Here is a 17845-nt window from a genome sequence, read left to right as displayed (position 1 = left end):
ATCTGGAGGGAGTGCAAGTGGAACTTGGCTTTTAAATGCCTTAAACATTGATAGCTTTCAAGGGTCAGGACAGGTACCAGAACCAGCAACTCTTGTACTTCTTGGATTAGGTTTAGCTGGAATGTCTTTATCAAAGAAAAAGACTTTAGCTTTAGCTTTACCTTAAAAATACAGGCAACTACTCAGCGTACTTGAAAGTTAACTAAAATTATAAAGCAAACTCAGGTAATTCTCCCTCAAATACAAGTGGTATTGCCTGAGTTGCACTCATCCTCTGTTTGTCTCACAGCCTAAGCGGCTTCTAACCTCTGCAACTCCCCCCACTTTTTACCCATAAAAATCAATACGATAAAACGTATTTTGGCGAACCTAATCCAGTTTTAATTTTTTACTGAAAATCCAGCATTTTTTAACCACTATTTTTTTACTAAGCCTTTGACTATAAACGATTAACTAGTGATTTATGCGCTTTTAGTTGTAAAGGTCTATTTAACCTCTTGATATTTAATCTATATAAAAATATTTCAAGGGATAAATAGATTAATCCCATTTCAGCCGCCTTTTTTATGTTTTTTTGGTCATAAAATGTCCTTTCAAAACAGAAAACAGCAGCAAACACTGGTGGCACCACAAAGGCTTATCGACTATCGGGATAATAACTACCCCCCCGCACCTATAAAAGCTAAGAATTAAAAGGATTACCTTTCATTTGAAAAACTCGAATTCTCTGCTGATTAGCCTCAATAATACTCCTTTTATTGCTCACTAAATGGCAACTATTCAATGCTATAATTATGCTTTTCTATTCAGCCCAGATTGATGTACCACTATGACCACTGCTAACAAGGATAAACTTTCCAGCGCCCGCTTTTCTCAGGCGACCGATGCTTTTGTTGAAATATTTACCGCTTCCGTTGATTTTGATCAACGTATGGCGCAGCAAGATATTGAAGGCTCTATTGCCCACGCAACGATGCTCTGTACCATCGGCATTTTAACCGAAGCAGAACGCGACAGTATTTTCCAAGGCTTGGAACAAATAAAAGACGAAATCGAGCGTGGTGAATTTCAGTGGTCGATTCAACAAGAAGACGTGCATATGAATATCGAAGCACGCCTCACTGAGCTCATAGGTATAGCGGGGAAAAAACTGCATACAGGTCGCTCACGCAATGATCAAGTTGCTACTGATATCCGCTTGTATATGCGCATGGAAATTAATGCGATTACGGCAATGATTGGGCGCTTACAGCATGCCTTATTAGATTTAGCTGAGCGTGAGGCAAGCACCATTATGCCTGGGTTCACGCACTTACAAGTCGCACAACCTGTTACCTTTGGCCATCATTTAATGGCTTGGTTTGAAATGCTGGTACGCGATAAGGAGCGTTTACAAGACTGCTTAAAGCGCATCAATATCATGCCTTTAGGTGCAGCGGCACTGGCAGGCACTAGCTACCCAATTAACCGAGAATTGACTGCTGAGTTATTAGGTTTTTCACGCCCGTCTGCAAATTCATTAGATTCTGTGAGTGACCGTGATTTTGCCATTGAATTTACCGCAACTGCAAGCATTATCATGATGCACTTATCACGTTTTTCCGAAGAATTAGTACTATGGGCCAGTGCGCAATTTGCTTTTATTGAATTACCCGATGCCTTTTGCACCGGCTCTTCTATTATGCCGCAAAAGAAAAATCCTGATGTACCTGAGTTAGTACGTGGAAAATCCGGTCGTGTGACGGGTCATTTAATGTCCTTATTAATGCTAATGAAAAGCCAACCATTAGCTTATAACAAAGACAATCAAGAAGATAAAGAGCCATTATTTGATACCGTAGATACCTTAATCAATTGTCTACGCGCCTTTGCTGATATGGTGCCACATATAGAAGCAAAGCGTGAAAATATGTTGAGTGCTGCAAAAAAAGGATTTGCAACAGCAACCGATTTGGCGGATTACTTAGTGCGGAAAGGTATGCCTTTCCGTGATGCTCATGAGATCGTAGGTTTGGCTGTACGCTTAGGAGTTGAATCAGAACGAGATCTGTCCGAATTATCCTTGACAGAATTACAAGGATTTTCTGAAATGATTACTGATGATGTCTTTGATATTTTATCCTTAGAAGGATCAGTTGCGGCTCGTCAACATATCGGCGGTACTGCGCCGAATACAGTGCGTGCTGCGATTCAAACAGCAAGAGCCGCATTATAACAACCACGCCCAATTGTAGGGCGGACTAAAAGTCCACCCTACGTTTTATACTCTCATCAGCATGCAAACTCATATCGATTTATTACGCCATGGCGAAGTATTAGGCGGCTCATGTTACCGAGGTATAACGGATGACCCTTTAACCAATAAAGGCTGGCAACAAATGCAGGCTAAATTAGACTGTCATAAACATTGGGATATCATTATTAGCTCGCCTTTATCTCGCTGTCATCATTTTGCCCAACTTTTATCATCTGAATTACAGTTAGCACTCGTTACCACACCTGCTTTTCAAGAAATTGATTTTGGTGATTGGGAAGGGAAAACCGCCGAGCAAATTGATGCCCAGCTTTTAAGTCAGTTTTATGCAGACCCCGTTAATGTCTCTCCCCCTAATGGCGAACCTTTTCATTATTTTCAGCAGCGTATTTTAGTCGCTTGGCAGGCTTTATTAGAAGCACAACAAGGCAAACGCATCCTGTTAATCACGCATGCGGGAGTCATACGTATTATCTTAGCCCATAGCATAGGCCTTGATGTTCAGCACAGCTTTAGACTTAAAATTGGCCATGCCTGTTTATCACGTTTAGAATACTTTCACAGCCCAGGTAAAGAAAGTTTTTGCCAATTAACAAAACATGGCTAATATGTGATATTAATCACTATAGATTCGAGGTTAAATAGCTTTAATCACGGTATAAGATTTTTTCGCACGCAATGCTTGCTCGCCCTATAAGACAAGAAAGGCAATGACTACTCCTGCTCCGATTCAGCTTGGCTCACCTGGTGAAGACATCAGCAAAAAAGACTTGCACAAGGTAATGCAGCGCTTTATCAACTTAAGTCAATTACGCTTACAACGCATTCAAGAATTCTTGCTACCCAGGCAGCGTATTTTTTTAAATTTATTGCCTTTATTATTTCACCAAAATCACCCCTTACTGCCCGGTTTTATTTCCTCAAATACGATTGCAGGTATACCTAATTACACACCGAGCAACAATAGCATTTTACTTGCCAAATCATTTTCTAAGCATTTCACTTATAAACGCCGCGCATTAAGAGAATACCCTATTCAAGGCATTTACTTAATGGGCAGCGTAAGCAGTATTGCATTCACCAAAAATAGTGACATTGATATCTGGCTATGCCATGACCATGGCTTATTAAAAGAAGAGATTGACGAATTGCAAGCCAAAGCAACAGCCATTGAAAAGTGGGCAGAATCTTTACATTTAGAAGTGCATTTCTTTCTTATTGATAGTGAAGAATTTATTCAAGGTGCCAGCTCACCACTCTCTTCTGAAAGTAGCGGCCAAACGCAACATTACTTATTACTAGAAGAATTTTATCGTACTGCACTATTCATTGCTGGACGCACGCCGCTCTGGTGGTTAGTACCGCCACATGAAGAGCAAAACTACAATGACTACGTCAAACACTTAAAAGAAAAACGCTTTATTTCTAACCATGAAGTGATTGATTTTGGTGGCTTAGAAGAAATTCCTGCTGAGGAATTTATTAGCGCCACACTTTGGCACCTCTATAAATCCCTGAGTTCTCCCTATAAATCATTATTAAAACTCTTATTAATGGAAAGCTATGCCAGCGAATACCCACGACCTCAATGGCTATGTCTTGAGGTAAAAAAAGCAATTTATCAGGGAAATTTCAATTTGAACGACACTGACCCCTATGCTTTGGTTTATTATAAAGTGGAAAAATATCTAAGTAGCGACCAGGATATCGACCGCATTAATTTTATACGTCAATGTTTTTATTTGAAAATTAGTGGTGCATTGGAAAAGCAATCTAGCCTCCAAAGACATGCCGACCGAGATGCCTTTATGACGGATATAGTGCGCCGCGATCAATGGCCTGAAGCCATTATTTCAGGTTGCACAAAAGATCAGTCATGGGATATCAAAAAAGCCAGCCTAGAAAATGATCTGATCATTCGCCAATTAAAACTCTGCTATCGCATGATCAGTCGCTTTTCCAATAGCAATGCATACTCCCTTCAACAGCAAGATATGCAACTAATTGGTCGGAAATTAAAATCCTTTCTACAAAAAAGTCCTGGAAAAGTGGATATCATTACCACTCGCAGCTCTATTCGCAACAAGGAAAACGAACTCAGCTTAATTGAATCACAAACAACCTCAACGCGCCCAAATTGGAGCTTATTTCCAGGCGAAGTAACTGAACAAAATGTCAAAGGCACTGTCCCTTTTAAAGAAGGTGCTAAAAGCTTAGTTGAGCTTTTAACTTGGCTCGTTGTTAACGGCCTTTATCAACAAAAATTGCATTTACATATTCAATCAAAACAGCAGTCTTTTAACAAAACAGATATTCATAATACCTTAGCCGCACTACGCCAATTCTTACTGAATCATAAGCTAGGCAATTTAACTACCTTATCAGCATTTAAGCACCCAAACCGAGTAATTGCCAACTTACTCCTAGTTAACTTAGGAAACACTCTATCCGTCAGCCGTAAAGATGGTATGTTAGTGATGAGTGAGCAATCAGATGTATTAAGCTACGGCTCTGAACATGAAAATTTTGTCCACACGATAGACCAAGTATCCATCAGTAGCTGGGGAGAAATAACGACGCACCGATTTCTTGAACTGGAAGGCTTATTCGATTGCTGTATCGCAATAATAAACCAGAACATGCAGTCTATTCCGGTAAAAATAGAAAGCTATACTCCTATTAGAGGAAAAAGTATTGCGCTAGGCCTTACTCAATTATTCCAAAAGCTGAATCAATTATTTATTAGCGAAAAAAGCACAGGAAACCCACGCTTAATCGTCGCTGGAGAGACGAACTATTATATTTTCCAACAAAAAGACGCTTACTTGCATTACTGGAAAGTGCATAATTTAGAAACCTTACTATTAGAACTAGCAAAACCTCAGGCCACCTTTAGTGCTGTGCATTTTAATGAATCTACCGTTAGCAGTACACCGATTCCGCTACTATATTCTTTGGCCAAAGAAAGCACTATTCAGGTTTTTTATGATGCTCGGGATTACTATATTAATCTTTATATTATTGACGAAAAAGGTAGTTTTTTTAGCCAACGTTACAACAACACCTCAAGTCAACAACTATTAACAGCCTACTCTCATTTCCTAACGGTACTCAATGATAAAGGTATATTAAATAATACGCTTACAGTTGAATATTTTGAACTACATCTTGCAACTAACAATCAGTATAGTACAAGAAAAATTTCCCCTCCTATTACTCTTACATGGGATTATTTAAATATTCGTATTACGGGGGAGTATTACAGTTCTGCAACTGAAACCTTATATACTTTATATTGCAACGATTTAGAATTCTCCGCCGCCGACACTGAAAATGATATATTTAAAGCGGTCGCTGAATACATCTATGATATTCGGCAAAGCAAAGAAAAGTACCCTATACATATCACTGAGATAGATGTACCTCTGCAAGCATTAGGCGTTGATAGCCACCATCAGTTACAAACAATTCACTTCTTGCGCTACAAGCAAAAAATCGAATCCCGTTTGAACCAGAGCGAGTACAGCACAAGGTAGCGTAACCATAAGAATATTTCTCTAATGAACTCCTAACATCAGTTCTCTTGAAAAATCAATTTAAATCAGATAATTTATTATTGTAGCTCGTATCCATCACACCGAATGTGAAAAATTAACGGTTTAACAAAGAACAACGAATGAAAAGTATCTATTTTACATTTTTCAATTTACTCTTAGATTTTTATGATACAGCGCCCCATACATTTTGTTAGACTATTTACATTACTTGCACTGGATACTTACATCAAGGTAAATTATGAATTCAGATAATCGCATTCATCCGCGTATTGAACCTAAAAATTTAGCAGCACATATTAAAATTACGCGCTCACCCACTGAAGAATTTCTAAGCGATGGGGAAGTGTTAAATATTAGTTATTCAGGCATCAAAATAAAGCTAAACTCTCCAATTCAAGCAGAAAAAAATGACCAAATAACCATCAGCTTACAATTACCTAAATCGGGTATTATTGTGACCATACACGGTACGATTAAACACCAACTATCTAACACTGAGTGTGGCGTCTATTTTGGCGACCGACACCCAGAAGAATATGTTGATGACTTAATGTTTGAATGTGTCAAGAATGCTCACTAAGCACACCTGCTTCTTAAAAAACAAGCTCGAATACGGTGAATAGCCTAAGAATAAACAGCAATAGTTTTAGGTTTTAGCCTCTAAAACTTAGCATATTTATAGTCCAGTGAATAATAGCTATATTTTGATTCAAGAGATAGCGTCATTAATGTATCGCCTTGATATGAATACCTTAGAAATCAAAACCTAATAATATCTAAAAAAACACTGCCAGCCCTTAAAAGGCTGGCAGTGCTGTAACTTAAATATCAGACTTTATTAAATGTGAATTCCTTACTTTGCTGGAGCAATGACTTCGGCTTTACGTGTTTCACCCTTACCAATAGTCAGTAAGTCCCACACTAATAAACCTAAGCCAGCTGCTGTTACCCAACCAAAGAACATACGCCACTGCATAGCATTAATAAATGAAGGGTGATTTTGTGCAGAGAAATAGCCTGCCCATGTAGATCCCTCAATAGCTCGTTCAATAAAGGATTGCTCATACCCTGCAATCAACAGCGCAATCGTCATACCTAAAACACCAAAGTTTAATAAACCTAAAGCCCATTTCCAGCGCCAAGCATTTGCTAAACCAGCGCCCATCCAAACATTACCGCGCCAATGTTGAATAGCAATATAAAAGAAGGCGATATTAATGGTTGCATAAGCCCCAAAGAAGGCTAAATGACCATGTGATGCCGACCATTGCGTACCATGTGTATATAAATTAATTTGCGGTAAGGTATGCATAAATCCCCAAACACCTGCACCAAAGAAATTACCAAAAGCATGGGCAATCAACCAAGCCATTGCAGGGTGATTTAGATTTTTAAACGAACGCTCACCTGAGTCATAAACAGCATGGACAACCATAGCGACTAGTGGAATGGGTTCTAATGCTGAAAAAAATCCCCCAATGGTAAGCCAGTATTCAGGTGTACCAATCCAAAAATAATGATGCCCTAACCCTAAAATCCCCGAACCAAACATTAAAGCAACTTCGATATACAACCAGGTTGTGACTATTTTACGGCTAACCCCTAAAATAGTCATTAATGACCATGCCATAATGACACCAACAAGCACTTCCCAAGTTGCTTCTACCCAAAGATGGATAACCCACCACCACCAAAATTGCTCATGGGTAATGTTAGTCATGTAGAACATACCCGCCAAGTATAAACCTGCTAAGGCAACTAAATCGAGCGTTAAAACACCAGCGATACCAGACCATTTACCTTTACTAAAGGTCAGAACGACATTAGCGAAGAAGATCAGTACAACAATAACAATACCAATATCAGCCCACCGCGGCGCTTCAATATATTCACGACCTTCATTAATTAACCATAAGGTAGTGTCATTACCTGCACCTGTTTGTATTAATAAATATACCAGCACCACAACAGTAACCGCTGCCATCAGTACCCAATAGCCGATTACCCCATATTTTAAGCCAACGATTTCTGTGCCACTTTCATCTTCTAATAGCCAATAAGTACAACCAATAAAACCAAATAACATCCAAAGAATCATGGCATTAATATGTACCATGCGGTTGACACTAAAATCTAAAATTTCATAAAGAAACCCTGGAATTAAAAACTGTGCTGCTGCCAATAAGCCGAATAGAATTTGGAAAATAAATAAAATAACCGCTGCCATAAAATACTTTACAGCTAATTTTTGCCCCCCATTTAAGGTGCTATCATCAACGCCAGCCCAGTTATGGAAAGTCTTTAATTTGCCTTGCACCGTCCCTAAGAGGCCTGGTTTTACCATTTCAATATTGCTCATAATTATTCAACCTCTGCTTCAATAGTAGTGAAATTATATGGGAAACCATTCGTATCAATGGCTGACATCCATTTTAAGAACGCGACTACACCTCTTGCTTCTGCTTCAGTAATGTTCAGATTAGGCATTTTTCGACCTGAACCAAAGGTACGTGCATTCTTTTCTGGATCCATTAAGAATTTCAACATCTGCTCTTCGCGTAACTCTGTCGTTAACCAGCCTTGATCTAGCCAAGCTTTCGTTAAATCAGGCGCGTAATAGGCACCATTACCCAATAAGGTATGGCAATTCATACAATTTTTAGCTTGAGTCGTTTTTTTACCTAAAGTGACTAACGCCTCTGCTTCGTCTTCAGTAAATTTTTGGCCGAATAATAATTCTTCTCCACCAATGACAGGCATGAATTTATGTAACTTTTCATCAAATTGATAATCTATTTTTTTATTAATAATTGAATAAGCTTGTACTCGCTCCCCCCCTGCAGTTGTTTGTTTTAAAGTATCAAAGGTCAAAACGACCAGTATTAAAAAAGAACCGGCAGTCACCCATACGGCTACTTTTTTCCAAAAGGACTCGGAAGCCCATTTAGGCGTTTCACTCATTTTCATTCTCCAAGGTTGTTGTCGTTAAAATAGGGTCATCATGCGTTTTTTTGCACAAATGCCAAATTGCCATAGGTGCAAAAAAATAGCCGACGACCATAAGGTAAGAAATGATTTGCCAATAACCCACAAGGTTAGCGGCAAGCGTTAATTGATAAACGGAAACTAGCAATATCAAATAAGAGAGATAAGCAGATAGCTTGATTATTAAACGCGAATTAACTTTTGACCACGTAAACAATAATGCATAACTAGCGCCAGCCATAATAATTAAGGCAGATGAATAAAAAGTAACAAAAAAATCTTTTAAGGCAACAGGTTCAATCATAAGCTTTATTTTAAATAGTGGTTTTAAATCGGCATACACAACCCTGTTTTGCCATACATTCAGTTTGTTCAACAGGATTGTCTAATAAAGTACGAATAAGTGTTCGATCAAATTCACATAATTCACCATGTTCCTGAGCAAGGTCATGAAACACACAATTAATAGCACTGATGGTCATCTGTCCATCTTGCTCACTCACTTCAGCTTGATAGCCTAAGTTCTGCAAAATAATACCAAGTGTATGCGTTTTCTCGGCAGCCGTTTGATGAGTAAATTGAGGCGCTAAAGAATTTGCAATTTTAGTGCCTAAGCGTTGAAACAGTGCAACTAAAGCCTCCGAACCCATTTCTTCTTTGAGCTCGGTAATCAATAAATTACAAAACCAAGAATACTGCTTAGTAAAATAATTAATCCCTTGTTCTGTTAATATATAACTACGAGAAGGCCGTCCTTTGGTTAAATTAAACTTACCCGCTTGAATAAGCTGCTTTGTTTCCAAAGCAGCCATATGCTGCTTGACTGCATTACGCGAAATATTGAGCTTTTCCGCAATAGCATCAATGCTTAGTCCTGTTTTGGTTGCCAGCAGTATCGTTAAAATTTGTTCCTGCCTGGATCCTGATTGATTTTGCATACCGACTTTTAGTTTATGTCTTTAATAAAGAGAAAAAATTAAATTGACTCTCAGAGAGAAGAATTATTATACCTCTACAGCCAAACTATACGAGTAATAAATACCTTTTACAATATTTATATTGCAAAAGGTATTTTTCAAGTTTATACTCAAATTTCATCACACTATAATTTTAATAAAACACTAAAGAGGGTAGGTTATGAGCGAATCATCAGATAAATCATTATTTGAGCAATTGGGTGGCGCAGCAGCAGTTGATGCGGCTGTGGATATTTTTTATCGCCGAGTATTAAATGACTATAAAATTAATCGTTTTTTTGATAACACGGATATGGATCAACAAGCAGCTAAACAAAAAGCCTTTTTAACCATGGCCTTTGGTGGGCCAGCTAATTACAGCGGCACAGATATGCGCACTGCACACGCTAAATTTGTAAAAATGGGCTTAGATGACAGTCATTTTGATGCTGTGATAGATCATTTAGCAGGCACTTTACAAGAGCTTAATGTGCCAGAAGCACTGATTAAACAAGTCGCTGCTATTGCAGAAACAACGCGTGATGATGTATTAGGTCGTTAATTAGGAGTGTATGATGACGGAGCAAAAAATACAGCTAGGTGATCAATCTATTGTATGTAAACCTGATGAGACATTGCTTGATGCCTTATTACGTGAAAATGTTGATATTTCGCATAGCTGTCACCAAGGTGCATGTCAAAGTTGTATGTTACGTAGCTTAGATGGCATACCGCCAGTTGAAGCGCAACACGGATTAAAAGAAGGTCTGAAGAAGCAAAATTATTTTCTAGCCTGCCTGTGTTACCCACAACAAGCCATGCGCATTGCGCACCGTCATCATACTGATTTTATGACCCACGGCACAGTGATTGCCAAGCAAGCACTTAATGCCGAAACACTCTTGCTTACTTTAGAGCTTGATGAACCCATGGATTATTACGCGGGGCAATTTGTTAATTTACAGCGTGATGACGGTTTATCACGTAGTTATTCAATTGCCAATAATCGTATTCACAGCAAACAATTAAGTTTTCATATACGCCGCCTAGCGGGTGGACGTTTTAGTGCTTGGGCCCATGAAGACTTAAATCTAGGTGATCGTCTTGCCGTATCAGAAGCACAAGGCTTATGTTATTACCTACCCGATAAACCAGACTCCCCGCTATTATTAATAGGGACTGGTAGTGGACTTGCTCCTTTAGCAGGGATTATTAGCGAAGCCTTACACCAAGGTCATAAAGGTGATATTTATTTGTACCATGGTAGTCGAGATCTAAATGGTCTGTATTGGGTAGAAGAAATGCAAGCACTGGCTGAAAAACATGCTAATTTTCATTACAGTCCCTGCATCTCCAGTGGTGAACCCCCTGAGCATGTCTTTGCAGGTCGAGCCAATGATGTAGCCTTTAGCCAATTAACTAACTTGAAAGGCTTTCGAATCTATTTATGCGGTCATCCTGATATGGTAAACAACACTAAGCGGCAGGCATTTTTGAAAGGTGCTGCATTAGCGGATATATATGCCGATGCTTTTCATGTTGCTTCAGCCTCATTGGAGTAACTCCCCAAAACGCCATGAATCTTTTATCAGTTAATATCTCGAAAGCGACCGAAGTTGAATATCAAGGAAAAATTATTTCTACGGGAATTTTTAAGAAACCTATCACAACGCCTCTGCTTATTAGCAAAGAAAACCTGCAAGGCGACCAACAAGTTGATTTAAAAAATCATGGCGGAGAGCACAAAGCTATTTATGCTTTTTCCTCTGACCACTACCCTTACTGGAGTAATGTTCTAAAAAACACTCAATTAACAGCGGGGATATTTGGTGAAAACTTAACTATCTCGGGATTTGATGAATCAAGCTTATGTATCGGTGATCACATCAGTATAGGCCAGTGTGTACTCGAAGTAAGTCAACCTAGAATCCCTTGCTTTAAACTTGGTATTGCTTTACAAAACAAAGATATGCCTCGTTTGTTTATCGAGCATTTTGCAACTGGAATTTACCTGCGTGTTCTGCAAGAGGGGTTAATTGAAACAGGAAATAAGGTAGAGGTCATTAAAAAAGGCAAACTCAAATTAAGTGTCCAATCTGTTTTCAGGGCTTATTTTGATAAGGCCTACCTCGAATCAATCCCCGTCATGGAAAAAGCATTGCAGGTTCCTGAGTTAGCGCCTGAATGGCGCAAAAAACTAGCGCTCAGGTTATCAAGTAAAAAAATATTATAGAATACATTTAACACTCTGAAATGCATAATAAATTTAACTCATATTGTACTACCAGAGCTTTTAGATAACCTGAGTTCAAGCATAAGTTGGATAAATATGACTGCCTTTGTCGTTAAATTATTTTAAGCATAATGAAAATATTTCATTTTTTTAAATATCTAACTGTTGACCCTGTTAGTTTTAGCCTTAAAGCCAAAATACTCTCTCTTATTGCCTGTTTCTGTTCAATTTTTTTCATTGCTCTCATTACGAAAATAGCGACCCCTTGGCCTAGTTACCCTATGATTGTCGCATCTATGGGAGCTTCAGCTATTATTCTGTTTTTTATTCCTGGCAGCCCACTAGCACAACCTTGGCCCGTTATTGGTGGACAATTAGTATCTGCCACAATCGGCGTGTACTGTGCGTTAAATATTACTGACATCTCTACAGCCGCCGCTTCGGCAGTTGGCGGCTCCATTCTTATGATGTTATTAATGCGTTGTTTACACCCACCCGCAGCAGCGACTAGTTTAACCCCGATAATGGCAGGAGCACCTATTACCTCTCTCGGTTATTCTTTTGTACTGGTGCCTGTTGCAATCAATGTTATTAGCATGCTGATACTGGCCATCATAATCAACCGGTGGGTGCTCGCGAGAGACTACCCCAGCCCTTTGCCTGTTAAAAAACACAATAAGCAACAATCGGTAATTGCACCCGCTCATCAAATCGGTTTTTCAGAGCAAGATCTTGCGCTAGCGCTATCAAATAGCGATGTGTTTATTGATATGACACATACTGAATTAAGCCATCTATTAACCCAAGTTGAAAAATATGCTTTTAAGCGTTTACAAGGCCAGATTTTATGCGCTGATATTATGATGAAAGAGCTTATCACGGTCGAATACGGAACTGACGTAGAAGAAGCGTGGCAAATAATGCAACAATACAAATTAAAAGCGATCCCTGTTATTGATAGAGCGAATAGAGTGATTGGGATTGTTACTTGGCATGATTTTTTTAAATTTATCAACCTAAACAGCTACGATAACTTGCAAGACAAATTTCGTGCCTTTATTCGCCGTACGCCCAGTGTAACAAGTGATAAGCCCGAGTCTATAGGTCATATTATGACCAAATCGGTTGTTGTTATGACAGAAGAGACGCATATTGTTGAACTTGTCCCGCTTATGTCTACCACTGGCTTAAGGCAAATTCCCATTGTTAACAATGAAAATCGTCTCGTTGGCATCGTTTATCAATCCCACCTTATTGCAGCATTGTATAATCAAAAAATGACATAGCAGAGTAAGCAAACTTTATTCTATACGCACATTTTCTGTGCACAACAGTGTGTTATTTTTGCCTAAGGACAAGCTCCCCTCTAAAAGTATAGATCGAGCATTACTGTATCTTTTTTATACAAGTACGTATTTACCTTTCTAGCCTTAAGCATTCCTATTTGCCGTTTCCAACGAACCTTAGTAGACTTAAAAGTCTTTTTAAAATAGCTTACTGCTTACGTTCATTTTTTTCTCCACTAAGGAAGAAAAATTCTCGTCCCTAAGTTCCATTAATCTTCTTATGACTGATAACAAACCCGCTATTTTTACTGCCGCCATTATTGGTGGAGGCCCTGCAGGATTAATGGCAGCTGAAGTATTAAGCCAATCAGGGATAAAGGTTGATCTTTACGATGCAATGCCTTCAGTAGGTCGAAAATTCTTACTCGCAGGCAAAGGAGGATTAAATATAACCCATGCCGAACCTTTCGCTAACTTTGCCACTCGCTATGGTAATAGCCAAGCAGATATTGAACCTTTATTAAATAATTTTAGTCCACAAATGCTATGTGATTGGGTCAGCAAACTAGGCATCACTACTTTTGTCGGTTCATCGCAACGCGTCTTTCCACTAGAAATGAAAGCAGCGCCCTTATTAAGAGCCTGGTTACATCGCTTACGCACTACAGGCGTTAAAATACATACTCGACATCGCTGGCTGGGTTGGGATGCTAAACAAGCATTACGCTTTAAACATCTTGAAACAGAAAAAACGGTCACAGCAGATGTTGTTATTCTCGCTTTAGGCGGTGGCAGTTGGGCCAAACTAGGATCGAATGGGTTATGGGTCCCTTTGCTCGCAGAACGAAATATTGCTATCGCACCACTGCAAGCCGCTAATTGTGGCTTTATTGTCGCTTGGAGCGATTATTTTCGTGAGCACTTCGCTGCCAAACCATTAAAATCTGTCACCTTATCTTTTACGGATGCTAGCGGTCAATTACAACAAAAAAATGGTGAATTAATGCTCACAGAATCAGGCGTAGAAGGCAGTTTGATTTATGCTTTATCCGCATCACTACGAGACACAATAAATGCGCTAGGTTCTGTAACCGTATATTTAGATTTAACGCCAGATAAAGACTTAGCCCGAGTAACAAAAGAACTTTCTCGCACTAGAGGTTCCAAGTCTATGAGTAATCATTTACGCAGAACTGTAGGCATTAGCGGCGTAAAATCAGGATTATTACGTGAATTTTTGCCACCTAGTGAATTCTCTAAGCCGCCTAAATTAGCCGCTGCAATAAAATCACTTCCGATTAAATTAACTGCCACCCGCCCTATTGATGAAGCCATTAGCACTGCAGGTGGTGTATGTTTTAGCGCTATGAACAAACAACTGATGCTAAAAAACCTACCGGGCGTATTTTGTGCTGGGGAAATGTTAGATTGGGAAGCACCAACGGGTGGCTATTTACTAAATGCAGCTTTTGCGAGTGGTCGAGCGGCAGGTATAGGCGCTGTTAATTGGCTACATTTGAATAGTAAATAAGAGAAGAAAACTTTTTAAGAGCGATGCCATGCCACAAATATTCGACAGCATACCCTACAGAAACACAGCGCTAAAAGCCGAACAACGAGTATAAAAACCCTACCTATTTATATTATTCCTTAGTAAAAGTATCACAGCTTGCCATTGCGCCACTAGCAAGACCAGTTTTAAACCACTTGACTCGCTGCACTGAACTCCCATGTGTAAAGGAATCGGGGCTAACATAACCTTGAGACTGTTTCTGTAAAGTATCATCACCAATCGCGCTAGCTGCAGTCAAGCCCTCTTCAATATCACCCGCCTCAAGCAAATGGCGCGAACTATTGGCATGGTTAGCCCAAACACCAGCAAAACAATCCGCTTGTAGTTCTTGCAGAACAGAGAGTTTATTTGCCTCTATTTTGCTTAATTTACTTTGTGCTAAATGTACTTTTTTAGAGATTCCCAATAAATTTTGTACGTGATGACCGACTTCATGAGCAATCACATAAGCTTGAGCAAAATCTCCTGGTGCTTTAAAACGATTTTGCAATTGTTCATAAAATGCCAAATCAATGTAGATTTGTTGATCTCCAGAACAATAGAAAGGCCCCATAGCTGATTGCGCCATACCGCACGCTGATTTTACGGCATCTCGAAACAAGACTAAACGCGGCTCTTGATAAGTTCTACCTTGTTCTTGAAATAAATTTGCCCACGTTGTTTCGGTATCAGCCAAAATAACAGCAACAAACTCGACCTGCTCTTTTTCGCTTGTCGATTCTTGAAATGGCTTGTTCAATGCACTCGGTGTACCACTAGACTGACTAAAACCGCTTAACATACTTAGCATAGTACCTAGATTGCCGGTAGCAAGCCCATAACCACCAACACATACGGCAAGAATCAATGTACCTTTGACACCTAAAACTTTAAATACCATGGGTAGTAAGCGTAATATTCCACCGCCTCTTCCCATGCCTGCAACACCCGATATTTGCTGATTTCGTCGATCCTCCACATTGTCACTTTTACGATTGCCACGCCAGCGCATAGATATACCCCTAAGCTTTATTATATTGTTTGCTTATTATCCTGCATTTAGAGAAAGATAAAAAATAACTTTTTGGAAACCTTAAGGAACGAAAATTAAAAAGTAATAGGGTCGTAGATCTTTAGTCTCACTGTTAACATGCCGGCTAAAGGACAGCGCCCCCTAATGGTGTAAATGTATGTCATATATGCCCCTTAAAGAGTTAGAATACACTGTGTTTCATTCCTCATAACAATATTACTTTCTTTGAAAATTGCCTCTTGCTTTAGCCTTAGCCTTAAACGCTGTTGTTATCTTGCATTATTACTAATTCAATTAAGCACTTCGGGGCTTATTTATGCCTCCCCAAACATCAGCATTACCGGCTTAACTTCCGAACTAGAAGCTAATGTGCGCGCTTATTTAGCATTAAGCAAAGAAACATGCACAACGCCACAATGGAAAATAAAACGCTTGTTTAATGCATCCTCTCAGCAAATTGAAAAAGCAGTACGTGCTTTAGGCTATTACCACCCAAAAATACAGAAAACCTTAACTTGGGAGAAAGACTGCTGGGCAAGCGTATTTGCTATACAGCCAGGCCCTCCTGTACTGATTAAAAATCTAGATATTCAAATATTGGGAGCAGGTGCGCAAGAGCCTTTTTTTACTAAATTACTAGCAAACAACAGCATCCAGATTGGCAGTATTGTTAATCATGGCGACTATGAAGCATTAAAAACCAGCCTACAAGTCATGGCTGAAGCAAAAGGTTATTTTGATCATTATTATGAACTTAAACGACTTGCTATCAATTTAGATACCAACACGGCCAAGATTCAATTACACCTACAAACAGGAAATCGATATTACATTAGCCATATTGATATCGCAAAAAATGCACTTGATCCTGAGTTTAGCAGTCAGTTTTTGAAAATTGAACCTAGGGAAGCTTATGACCGAGAAAAGATAGTCGAATCATATCAATTATTGGATAGTTCTGGGTATTATAAAGCGGTGCAATTGAAATATTTGCGTAAACAAGCTGAAGATTATTATGCGCCACTTGCTGTCAATTTAATAAATCTTCCTCGGCATGTGATATCAGCAGGTGCTGGGTATGATACAAACTTAGGCTTTCGCTTGAGTGCTGAATATAAAAATAGGTACTTAAATAAATATGGTCATCAATTTAATGCGCATCTAAATTTATCCTTAAAGAAATCCAATTTCATAATGGAATACGTTCTGCCCTATAACAACCCCTTAAAAAATCGTTTATCATTTTTTACTGCTATTACTTATGAAAATACCACAAACATTGATAGTCAAAAAATCGAAACAGGGATGAGGTTATCAAATCGTTTTTATGGTCAATTACTGTTATCTGAACAATTAAACTATGTTGCTGAGCGCTTCCGAAATAGTAATAGCGCACCTTATAAAACACAGTTCTTATTAGTACCAGGCATTGCTATTTCCAATGTCAGAGCACAAAAAAAAGGGCTTTATTTAGAGGGCTATGAGTATAGTTTAAACCTCAACGCAGCACATCGTAGTGTTGCCTCTAGCGTTAGCTTTATTCAGGCCCAATTTAAGCTAAAAATGGCTTATGCTACTTTTTTGGGAGGGCGCATTATTGCCAGAACTGGTTTAGGTGCTACCTCTGTCGATGTTTTTACCGATTTACCTAGCAGTTATCGCTTTTATGCAGGGGGTGATAATAGTGTCCGCGGCTATAATTATAAAAGCATAGGAACGCGTGATGCATCAGGAGATGTTATCGGTGGGCATTATTTAGTAACGGGTAGTTTGGAATATGAGCAAAAAATCTTTGATAACTGGAGCATGGCCGCCTTTATTGATGCCGGTGATGCTTTCAGCAGTGCGCTGAAGCTAAAATTTGGCGTAGGCTTAGGGGTACGTTGGTATTCTATTGTTGGACCAATACGTCTTGATCTTGCTTCCCCTTCCAATGCTATTGGCGATGTACATTTTTACATTAGTTTAAGTACCAGCTTATGAAAACTT

The 17845-nt window shown here is 39.1% G+C and carries 16 protein-coding genes; 11 read left to right on the top strand and 5 right to left on the bottom strand.

Annotated elements, in window-relative coordinates; translation table 11 throughout:
* Positions 1-46: 46 nt before the first annotated feature.
* The 5 genes from BQ7314_RS16130 to BQ7314_RS11595 all read left to right on the top strand — a co-directional run bounded on the left by BQ7314_RS16130 (position 47) and on the right by BQ7314_RS11595 (position 6391).
* Complete coding sequence (locus tag BQ7314_RS16130; protein ID WP_217423844.1) at positions 47-166, top strand: PEP-CTERM sorting domain-containing protein; 120 nt, start codon at positions 47-49, stop codon at positions 164-166.
* Positions 167-829: 663 nt separating this feature from the next.
* Positions 830-2215 carry an argininosuccinate lyase gene (gene argH, locus BQ7314_RS11610; RefSeq protein ID WP_174483855.1) on the top strand — a complete coding sequence of 462 codons (1386 nt, stop codon included), beginning with the start codon at positions 830-832 and terminating at the stop codon, positions 2213-2215.
* Between the two features lie 61 nt (positions 2216-2276).
* Positions 2277-2861: an alpha-ribazole phosphatase family protein gene (gene cobC / locus BQ7314_RS11605; RefSeq protein WP_174483854.1), complete on the top strand. Its 585-nt coding sequence runs from the start codon at positions 2277-2279 to the stop codon at positions 2859-2861.
* Between the two features lie 103 nt (positions 2862-2964).
* The gene (locus BQ7314_RS11600; RefSeq protein ID WP_174483853.1) at positions 2965-5790 is read left to right on the top strand and encodes a class I adenylate cyclase; all 2826 of its coding nucleotides are present in this window, start codon (positions 2965-2967) and stop codon (positions 5788-5790) included.
* A 259-nt stretch (positions 5791-6049) separates the two neighbouring features.
* Positions 6050-6391 carry a PilZ domain-containing protein gene (locus BQ7314_RS11595; RefSeq protein ID WP_174483852.1) on the top strand — a complete coding sequence of 114 codons (342 nt, stop codon included), beginning with the start codon at positions 6050-6052 and terminating at the stop codon, positions 6389-6391.
* A 273-nt stretch (positions 6392-6664) separates the two neighbouring features.
* Here the strand turns inward: BQ7314_RS11595 and BQ7314_RS11590 are convergent, their stop codons facing one another.
* The 4 genes from BQ7314_RS11590 to BQ7314_RS11575 are packed head-to-tail and all read right to left on the bottom strand — an operon-like array spanning position 6665 to position 9734.
* Entirely contained in the window at positions 6665-8170 is a 1506-nt protein-coding gene (locus BQ7314_RS11590; RefSeq protein ID WP_280953885.1) for a cbb3-type cytochrome c oxidase subunit I, read from the bottom strand.
* Between the two features lie 2 nt (positions 8171-8172).
* A complete protein-coding gene (locus BQ7314_RS11585) occupies positions 8173-8772 on the bottom strand; it encodes a c-type cytochrome (protein WP_174483851.1) in 600 nt (199 codons plus the stop codon).
* The gene (locus tag BQ7314_RS11580; protein WP_174483850.1) at positions 8765-9100 is read right to left on the bottom strand and encodes a hypothetical protein; all 336 of its coding nucleotides are present in this window, start codon (positions 9098-9100) and stop codon (positions 8765-8767) included. Before BQ7314_RS11580 ends, BQ7314_RS11585 begins: the two co-directional genes overlap by 8 nt.
* 10 nt (positions 9101-9110) lie before the next feature.
* On the bottom strand, positions 9111-9734 hold the full coding sequence (locus BQ7314_RS11575) for a helix-turn-helix transcriptional regulator (protein WP_174483849.1): 624 nt from the start codon (positions 9732-9734) through the stop codon (positions 9111-9113).
* Between the two features lie 199 nt (positions 9735-9933).
* Between BQ7314_RS11575 and BQ7314_RS11570 the strand changes: the two genes are divergently transcribed.
* From BQ7314_RS11570 to BQ7314_RS11550, 5 genes are all read left to right on the top strand, one after another.
* Complete coding sequence (locus BQ7314_RS11570) at positions 9934-10314, top strand: group I truncated hemoglobin (RefSeq protein ID WP_174483848.1); 381 nt, start codon at positions 9934-9936, stop codon at positions 10312-10314.
* Between the two features lie 13 nt (positions 10315-10327).
* Positions 10328-11314 carry a 2Fe-2S iron-sulfur cluster-binding protein gene (locus tag BQ7314_RS11565; protein WP_174483847.1) on the top strand — a complete coding sequence of 329 codons (987 nt, stop codon included), beginning with the start codon at positions 10328-10330 and terminating at the stop codon, positions 11312-11314.
* Positions 11315-11328: 14 nt separating this feature from the next.
* Entirely contained in the window at positions 11329-11985 is a 657-nt protein-coding gene (locus BQ7314_RS11560) for an MOSC domain-containing protein (protein WP_174483846.1), read from the top strand.
* 131 nt (positions 11986-12116) lie between these two features.
* Entirely contained in the window at positions 12117-13271 is a 1155-nt protein-coding gene (locus BQ7314_RS11555) for an HPP family protein (RefSeq protein WP_174483845.1), read from the top strand.
* A 280-nt stretch (positions 13272-13551) separates the two neighbouring features.
* Positions 13552-14802: a TIGR03862 family flavoprotein gene (locus BQ7314_RS11550; RefSeq protein WP_174483844.1), complete on the top strand. Its 1251-nt coding sequence runs from the start codon at positions 13552-13554 to the stop codon at positions 14800-14802.
* A 112-nt stretch (positions 14803-14914) separates the two neighbouring features.
* Here BQ7314_RS11550 and ypfJ read toward each other — a convergent pair whose 3' ends face one another.
* Complete coding sequence (gene ypfJ / locus BQ7314_RS11545) at positions 14915-15835, bottom strand: KPN_02809 family neutral zinc metallopeptidase (protein ID WP_174483843.1); 921 nt, start codon at positions 15833-15835, stop codon at positions 14915-14917.
* A gap of 246 nt (positions 15836-16081) precedes the next feature.
* Here ypfJ and BQ7314_RS11540 point away from each other — a divergent pair, with 246 nt between their 5' ends.
* The gene (locus BQ7314_RS11540; protein WP_174483842.1) at positions 16082-17839 is read left to right on the top strand and encodes an autotransporter assembly complex protein TamA; all 1758 of its coding nucleotides are present in this window, start codon (positions 16082-16084) and stop codon (positions 17837-17839) included.
* Positions 17840-17845: the final 6 nt, after the last annotated feature.

Source organism: methanotrophic endosymbiont of Bathymodiolus puteoserpentis (Logatchev), assembly GCF_900128525.1.
Taxonomy (GTDB): Bacteria; Pseudomonadota; Gammaproteobacteria; order Methylococcales; family Methylomonadaceae; genus Methyloprofundus.
Note: the sequence above shows the minus strand (reverse complement) of the source record. Positions and strands in the feature narration are given on the sequence as shown.